Origin of the sequence: Actinomadura sp., from assembly GCF_044508335.1 — a bacterium.
In the GTDB taxonomy this organism is placed as follows: domain Bacteria; phylum Actinomycetota; class Actinomycetes; order Streptosporangiales; family Streptosporangiaceae; genus Spirillospora.
Genome location: NZ_JBIQHY010000138.1, coordinates 14,257 through 17,580, shown reverse-complemented (window position 1 = coordinate 17,580; position 3,324 = coordinate 14,257). Strand labels below are relative to the sequence as shown.

Genomic DNA, 3,324 nt, shown 5'->3' with positions numbered 1-3,324 from the left:
ACTTCATGGGCTGGACCATGCCCTGGTACTCCGCCCAGGACTCCGCCGAGACCCTGCTGACCGGACGCAAGGCCGGCATGTTCCACCTGGTCTGCTACCTACGCGACGGCGACCGCGTCTTCGAGACCTACTGGACGAACGGCCGCGGCGTGGAAGCGATGGACATCGCCTACTCCCTCATGGACATGACCGTCTACGGCCGCCAGGAGAACTGGGAGGACTCACCCGCCGGCTGGCCCCGCGACGGCTCGGACAAGGCCGGCTTCTTCCGCACCGATGGCCGCCCCACCGCCCAGCTGCCGCGCCTGGCAGCCGGCCACTCCGACGACCTCACCCCCGCCTGATCGACCGCCACAGCCGGAAGAACCTCGCGTAGGGCGAGTTGCTCAGGGGCGGCAGGGAGACGGCGTGGCACTGCGGTCATGAGGTAACGCAGTGCCACGCCGCCTCAGAGAGCTGCCGCCGGTTCTCCCGGATGCGGGAGGCCGGTCCCGGCCAAGACGCTTTAGGCATCCCAGTTGGGTTTGCGCTTTTCGGCGAAGGCGGCGACGCCCTCGCGGCGGTCCGGGGAGAAGGCGGCGGTGCGCCAGGCGTTCTCCTCCAAGTCCAGGCCGGCGTCGAGGCTGACGCCGGCGCCCTGGCGCAGGGCGCGCTTGGCGGCGCGGACGGCGATCGGGGAGTTCTGCGCGATCTGGCCGGCGAGGGCGAGGGCTTCCTCGCGGGCGGCGCCGGCCGGGACCTTGCGGTCGACCAGGCCGATGGCGAGGGCCTCGTCGATGCCGAGGCGGCGGCCGGTGAAGACCAGGTCGGCGGCCTTGCCGGGGCCGAGGCGGCGCAGCGCGAGCTGGGTGCCGCCGCCGCCGGGGACGAGGCCGACGCTCACCTCGGGCAGCCCGAACACGGCGGTCTCGTCCGCGACGATCAGGTCGGTGGACAGGGCGAACTCGCAGCCGCCGCCGAGCGCGTAGCCGTGCACGGCCGCGATGACCGGCTGGGGCAGGTTCAGGACGCCGCCGAAGGCGGCGCGGAAGACCGGGCGCTGCGCGAGGATCTCGTCGTCGGTCATCGCGTTGCGTTCCTTGAGGTCCGCGCCGACGCAGAACGCCTTCTCGCCCGCCGCGCTCAGCACGACGGCGCGGACGGCCGCGTCCGATGAGACCTCCGCGCAGACGTCGGCGAGGCGCCTGGCCATCGCCGTCGACAGGGCGTTGAGGGCCTCGGGCCGGTCCAGCACGATCTCCGCGACGTTCCCGTCGCGCCGCAGCGTCACACCATCCATAGGCCGCACCCTAACGACCGGGGGACGCCTTCCCTGACGGGCGGCCCCAAGATCGCGGCGGCTTTGGGGTTGGATGGGGGTGTGGACTCACCTTACGGGGACCTCGACCGGCCGCCGCTGCACGAGCGGGCGCTGCAGCGGGCGCTCGTCCGGGACGGCGGGCTGTGGCGGGAGGTCCGGGTCGTCGCCGAGACCGGCTCCACCAACGCCGACCTCGCGGCGCGGGCGAAGGAGGGCGCGCCGGAGGGGACGGTGCTGGTCACCGAGCTGCAGACGGCGGGGCGGGGACGTCTCGGCCGGGTGTGGACGGCGCCGGCGCGGTCCGGGCTGGCGTTCTCGATGCTGATGCGGCCCGCCGTGCCGGTGCCGCGGCTGGGGTGGGCGTCGCTGCTGACGGGCGTCGCGGTCGCCACGGCCGTGCGGAGAATGACCGCCTGGTCGCAGACGGGCGCCCGGTTCCTCGGCGACGCGGCGGACGTGGCCGTCGACGCCCGGCTCAAATGGCCCAACGACGTGCTCGTCGGGGACCGGAAGCTCGCCGGGATCCTCGTGGAGAAGGTCGAGGACGGCCTCGTGATCGGGGTCGGGCTGAACGTGGGGCTGCGGGAGGACGAGCTGCCGGTGCCGACCGCGACGTCCCTGGCGATCGAGGGCGCGCCGCTGAGCGACCGTGCGCCGCTGCTGCGCGCGATCCTGCGCGAGTTCGCCACCTGGTACCGGGAGTGGACGGCGCTGGGCGGTGATCCGGAGACCAGCGGGCTGCGTACCGCCTACCGGGACCTGTGCTCCACGCTCGGACGCCAGGTCAGGGTGGAGATGCCCGGAGGCGAGCGGCTGACCGGGACGGCGCGGGACGTGGACGGGACGGGGCGCCTGGTGGTCGGGGACAGCGCGATCAGCGCCGGCGACGTGGTGCACGTCCGGTGAACGGGGAACGAGGATCGGCCGTCCGCGCGTTGACTCGATTGCTGATCTGCGACGATATGTCCTGGTACCTAGTCATGACGCCGCCGCCCCCGCACCGGGCGGCGGCGGACTGAGGGGCGGAGAATGGCGGCCGGATTGCCCGACCCGAAGGAGATCGAGGAGCTCCTGCTCGGCGGCGAGCTGCGGTACAACCGCGTCCAGGCCGTCCAGCGCGCCGGGGTCTCCCGCGACTTCGCCGGCCGGATCTGGCGGGCGTTCGGCTACCCGTCCATGCCGGACGACACCGTCGCCTACACCGAGGGCGACGTCGCGGCGCTGGACCGGCTCCGCAAGCTCGTCGACGACGGGATCCTCGACGAGGACGGCGTGATACGGCTCGTCCGGGCCTACGGGCAGACGATGACGCGGCTCGCCGAATGGCAGGTCAGCCTCCTGCGCAGCACGCTCGCCACGGACCCGCACGACACGCCGTCCGCCGAGGCGGTCGACACGGTCGTGGACATCGCCGAGAAGCACATCGGCGAGTTCGAGCCGCTGGTCGTGCACGCCTGGCGGCGCCAGCTCGCCGCGGCCGGGACGCGGGCGCTGGCGGGCGCGGCGACCCGGGAGAACGGCGACCCGGCGGGCCGCCCGATGACCACCGTCGGCTTCGCCGACATGGTGTCGTTCACGCAGGTCAGCCGGGAGCTGGAGGAGATCGAGCTGGCCCGGGTGGTGGAGTGGTTCGAGGAGACCGCCGCCGACATCATCGCCTCCTGCGGCGGGCGGCTGGTCAAGACGCTCGGCGACGAGGTGCTGTTCAGCGCGGAGGAGCCGCGGGTCGGCGCGGAGATAGCGCTGACGGTGGCGGCGGCCATCCAGGACGAGACCGAGGTCCCCGACGTCCGGGTGGGCGTCGCGCACGGCCCCGTCCTGCCGCTGATGGGGGACGTGTTCGGGACGACGGTCAACCTGGCCGCCCGGCTCACCTCGCTGGCCCGGCCGGGCTCGGTCGTGATCGACGGCGAGCTGGCCGCGCGGCTGGAGAACGACCCGGCCTACCAGGTGACGCGGATCGTGCGGCGCCCGGTCCGCGGCCTCGGCATCGTCCAGCCGTACGTGCTGCGCCGCCGGACCGG

General features: G+C 73.7%; 4 protein-coding genes. 3 read left to right on the top strand and 1 reads right to left on the bottom strand.

Features of this window, described 5'->3' with window-relative positions; translation table 11 throughout:
* Positions 1–344 (top strand): DUF899 family protein (locus ACIWVC_RS30380; protein WP_396454882.1); only part of this gene is annotated, 344 nt, incomplete at its 5' end.
* A gap of 161 nt (positions 345–505) precedes the next feature.
* On the opposite strand, the gene ACIWVC_RS30375 is transcribed toward ACIWVC_RS30380, so the two are convergent.
* Positions 506–1,279 (bottom strand): enoyl-CoA hydratase/isomerase family protein, encoded by a 774-nt coding sequence (locus ACIWVC_RS30375; protein WP_396451752.1) that lies wholly within the window; start codon positions 1,277–1,279, stop codon positions 506–508.
* An 81-nt stretch (positions 1,280–1,360) separates the two neighbouring features.
* On the opposite strand from ACIWVC_RS30375, the gene ACIWVC_RS30370 reads away from it, so the two are divergent.
* Positions 1,361–2,206: a biotin--[acetyl-CoA-carboxylase] ligase gene (locus tag ACIWVC_RS30370; RefSeq protein WP_396451750.1), complete on the top strand. Its 846-nt coding sequence runs from the start codon at positions 1,361–1,363 to the stop codon at positions 2,204–2,206.
* 123 nt (positions 2,207–2,329) lie between these two features.
* Positions 2,330–3,324 (top strand): adenylate/guanylate cyclase domain-containing protein (locus ACIWVC_RS30365; RefSeq protein ID WP_396451748.1); only part of this gene is annotated, 995 nt, incomplete at its 3' end.

Coding starts and splice junctions, on each gene's coding strand:
- ACIWVC_RS30375 (WP_396451752.1), bottom strand. CDS start 1,279: ATGGATGGTGTGACGCTGCGGCGCGACGGGAACGTCGCGGAGATCGTG.